Source organism: Bradyrhizobium oropedii, from assembly GCF_020889685.1.
GTDB classification, from domain to species: Bacteria; Pseudomonadota; Alphaproteobacteria; order Rhizobiales; family Xanthobacteraceae; genus Bradyrhizobium; species Bradyrhizobium oropedii.
The window spans coordinates 1-3,923 of sequence record NZ_JACMYO010000338.1; the positions used below are offsets into that span (position 1 = coordinate 1).

Consider the following 3,923-nt stretch of genomic DNA (forward strand, 5'->3'; position numbering starts at 1 on the left):
TTACTTCCACGCGCAGCAGTGCGCGGTCGCCGACGCCGGCCGTGGTGCCGGGCTTCGGCCGGCGCGGCGTCTCGATGCGGATTTTGGGAGCGGTGCCGTTCTCTTCGGTGTCCCACTCGGCGGGCATTGCGATCAGCTCGCCGTCGCTGTCGCGGCCGGTGATGTCGGCGAGCACGGTCGGCGGCAGCGCCGCCGGCTCGTGGATCTTGCGGCCGCGTTTTGCAATTGTGCCGTCGTCGGCGAGCTCGCGGAGAATCCGCTTCAGCTCGACACGGTCGGCGTTCTTCAGGCCGAACTCGCGCGCGATCTCGCGGGTGCCGACCTTGCCAGGATTGGCGCGGATGAAGGCGACGATGGCGTCCCGGCCCGGAAAGCCATGGTCGGGTTTTCGTTTCACTTACCCTCGTGCCTTGCCGGCGCTTTTCTTCGCGGGCGCTTTCCCTGGTGCCGGCGACTTTGCCGCAGTGGTCTTGGCGCCAGAGGCGACCGGCGCGCGCGCCTTGCTGGTCGCATCCGATTTCGGCTTCGCCGCGGCCTTCTTGGACGCAGCCTTCTTGGCCGGCTTGGCCTCGGCGTCGGCCTCGGTCTTCTCGGCCTTGGCTTTCGCGGCCTTGGCAGGCTTCTCCGCCTTCGCCTTCTTGGCCTTCTTGCCGCCGCCCTTGGCCGCGCGCTCGTCGATCAGCGCGATCGCTTCCGCGAGCGTAACCTCGTCGGGGGGTGCGGTCGCTCGGGATCGTCGCGTTGACGCCACCGGCCGCGACATAGGCGCCGTAGCGGCCGTTCTTCAGCGCGACCGCGCCGAGCGTCGGGTGATCGCCGAGCGGCTTGCCGGGATCGGCGCCGAAGCGGCGGCCGCTCGGACCCTTCGCGATCTTCTCCGCGATCAGCGTGACGGCGCGGTTCAGCCCGATGTCGAAGACCTCGTCGCCGGCCTCAAGGCTGGCATAGGTCTTCTCGTGCTTCACGAACGGCCCGAACCGGCCGAGGCCGGCGACGATCGGTTCTCCCGTCTCCGGGTGCTTGCCGATCTCGCGCGGCAGCGACAACAGCTTCAGCGCCAGTTCGAGATCGACATCGGCGGGCGAGGTGCCCTTGGGAATGCCCGCGCGCTTCGGCTTCTCGCCTTCGGCGTAATCCTTCTGCTCGCCGAGCTGGATATAGGGGCCGAAGCGGCCGGCCTTCACGGTGACGTCGAACCCGGTGTCGGGATCGGTGCCGAGAACGCGGTCGGCGCTTTCAGCGCTGTCAGCCGCGAGCGGCCTTGTGTAGCGGCATTCCGGATAGTTCGAGCAGCCGACGAAGGCGCCGAACTTGCCGGCCTTCAGATTGAGCTTGCCGGTGCCGCAGGTCGGGCACTGCCTGGGATCGCCGCCATCCGCGCGCGGCGGATAGATATGCGGGCCCAGCATCTCGTCGAGCACATCGAGCACCTCGGAGACGCGCAGGTCCTTGATGTCGTTCACCGCACCGGTGAAGCCGCTCCAGAAATCCTTCAGCACCTGCTGCCAGGAGATCTCGTTGTTGGAGACGCGATCGAGCTGTTCCTCGAGATCGGCGGTGAAGTCGTATTCGACGTAGCGCGAGAAGAAGTTTTCCAGGAACGCGACCACGACGCGGCCCTTGTCCTCGCCGTGCAGCCGCTTCTTCTCCAGCTTGACGTAGCCGCGGTCCTTCAAGACCTGCAGGATCGAGGCGTAGGTCGAGGGACGGCCGATGCCGAGCTCTTCCATCCGTTTCACCAGCGAAGCTTCCGAGAAGCGCGGCGGCGGCTCGGTGAAATGCTGGTTGACGGCAAGGCTCTGGCGCTTCACGGCCTCGCCCTGGCTCATCGCAGGCAGGCGGCGCGAATCCTCGTCCTCCTCGTCGTCGCGGCTTTCCTGGTAGAGCGCGAGGAAGCCGTCGAACTTGATGACCTGGCCGGAGGCGCGCAGCTCCAGCACGCGGGCGCCGGCCTTGGCCTCGATGTCGACGGTGGTGCGTTCGAGCTCGGCCGACTCCATCTGGCTCGCAATGGTGCGCTTCCAGATCAGCTCGTAGAGCCGCGCCTGATCGGCATCGAGCCTGCGGCCGATGGTGGCCGGACGGCGCGACAGATCGGTCGGGCGGATCGCTTCGTGGGCTTCCTGCGCGTTCTTGGCCTTGGCCTGGTACTGGCGCGGTGCGTCCGGCACATAGGCGTTGCCGTAATCCTCGCCGATCACCTTGCGTGCCTGCGTGATCGCCGACGGATCGATCTGCACGCCGTCGGTCCGCATATAGGTGATCAGACCGGTGGTCTCGCCGCCGATGTCGATGCCCTCGTAGAGCCGCTGCGCGATGCGCATGGTGTGTGCCGGCGCAAAGCCCAGCTTGCGGCTCGCTTCCTGCTGCAAGGTCGAGGTGGTGAAGGGCGCCTGCGGATTGCGCCGGGCCGGCTTGGCCTCGACGGTCGCAACCTTGAAGAGGGCGGCCTCGATCGCCTTCTTGAAATCCTCGGCTTCCGCACCGGAGCCGATGTCGAGCCGCGCGATCTTCTTGCCGTCGGCGCCGACCAGCCGCGCTTCGAAGGCGTCGCCGCGCGGCGTCAGCAGCGTCGCGACCAGCGACCAGTACTCCCGCGGCACGAACTTCTCGATCTCGAGCTCGCGGTCGCAGACCAGCCGCAGCGCGACCGACTGCACGCGGCCGGCGGAGCGGGCGCCGGGCAGCTTGCGCCACAGCACCGGCGAGAGGGTGAAGCCGACCAGATAATCCAGCGCGCGGCGCGCCATATAGGCGTCGACCAGCGCGCCGTCGATCTGGCGCGGCGCCCTCATGGCGTCGGTGACGGCCTGCTTGGTGATGGCGTTGAACACCACGCGCTCGACCTTCTGGTCCTTCAGCGCGCGCTTCTCCTTCATCACCTCCAGCACGTGCCAGGAGATCGCTTCGCCCTCGCGATCAGGGTCGGTTGCGAGAATCAGGCGGTCGGCACCCTTGAGCGCCTTGGCGATGTCGTTCAGCCGGCTCGCGGCCTTGGCATCGACTTCCCAGATCATCTGGAAATTGGCGTCCGGATCGACGGAACCGTTCTTGGCCGGGAGGTCGCGAACATGGCCGAACGACGCCAGGACCTCGTACGAGGACCCCAGATATTTGTTGATCGTCTTGGCCTTGGCCGGCGACTCCACAATGACGATATTCATGTCATTCCAATAGCTTACGGGAAAACCTGAAGGCGGGTTCCGCTAGACTCGCGACCCGCCGTGTCGGGGCGAACATGGGTGCTGGGGCGGTCGGTGTCAAATCGCCAGATATTGAAGAGAGGGCCCAAGCTGTGGAGTTTCTATCCCAAGGGTTGAAAAATACGTCCTAGAGTTGCGGCCGGAAACGGCGTATCTCTTCATATATAGGGTGGGAATCGGATTAGGCCTTTTGAGCAGTACAGGGGGCGGCCGGAAGCGCAAGCCGTCCGACCGGCGACGGCCGGTGGGCGATGAGGCAGGTGGGGAGCGGCCCGGATGACGCCCTGGTCCTGATCGCAGCGGCCGCGACCGAACTCGCCAAACTCGCCCAGCGCCACAAATTTAGGGTACTCGACCATCTGCTCGCGATGGCCCGGCTGGAAGCCGACGAACGGTTGCGCGCGCGCAACCGGCGGAAGCTGTCGTGAAGACTTGGGTCGCCGGGCACGACTCGTTTCCCACGTCGTCCCTGCTTTCGAAAGCAGGGACGACGGCGAATGTGTGGCGCGGCCTCCATCCTGATTGTCGTCCCTGCGAAAGCGTCGCGTCGAATTGGCAGCATTCGTCGCCGCTATCATCTGCACGCAATCCCATCGTCATTCCACGGTGCGCAATTGCGCACCTGAGGGCAGCCCGAAGGGCTGAGCCCGGAATCCATTGAGCCGCAAAACAGGTGGTGGAATGGATTCCGGGTTCTCGCTTCGCGAGCCCCCAGGTGCG

General features: G+C 66.1%; 1 protein-coding gene and 2 pseudogenes. 1 reads left to right on the forward strand and 2 read right to left on the reverse strand.

What is annotated here, in order from left to right; translation table 11 throughout:
- Positions 1-397, reverse strand: a pseudogene (locus H8A95_RS41900) (ribonuclease R); the annotation flags it as partial.
- A pseudogene (gene topA, locus H8A95_RS41905) lies at positions 398-3,164 on the reverse strand (type I DNA topoisomerase).
- A gap of 290 nt (positions 3,165-3,454) precedes the next feature.
- Here topA and H8A95_RS41910 point away from each other — a divergent pair.
- Positions 3,455-3,631: a hypothetical protein gene (locus H8A95_RS41910; RefSeq protein WP_229188294.1), complete on the forward strand. Its 177-nt coding sequence runs from the start codon at positions 3,455-3,457 to the stop codon at positions 3,629-3,631.
- Positions 3,632-3,923: the final 292 nt, after the last annotated feature.

Coding starts and splice junctions, on each gene's coding strand:
- H8A95_RS41910 (WP_229188294.1), top strand. CDS start 3,455: ATGAGGCAGGTGGGGAGCGGCCCGGATGACGCCCTGGTCCTGATCGCA.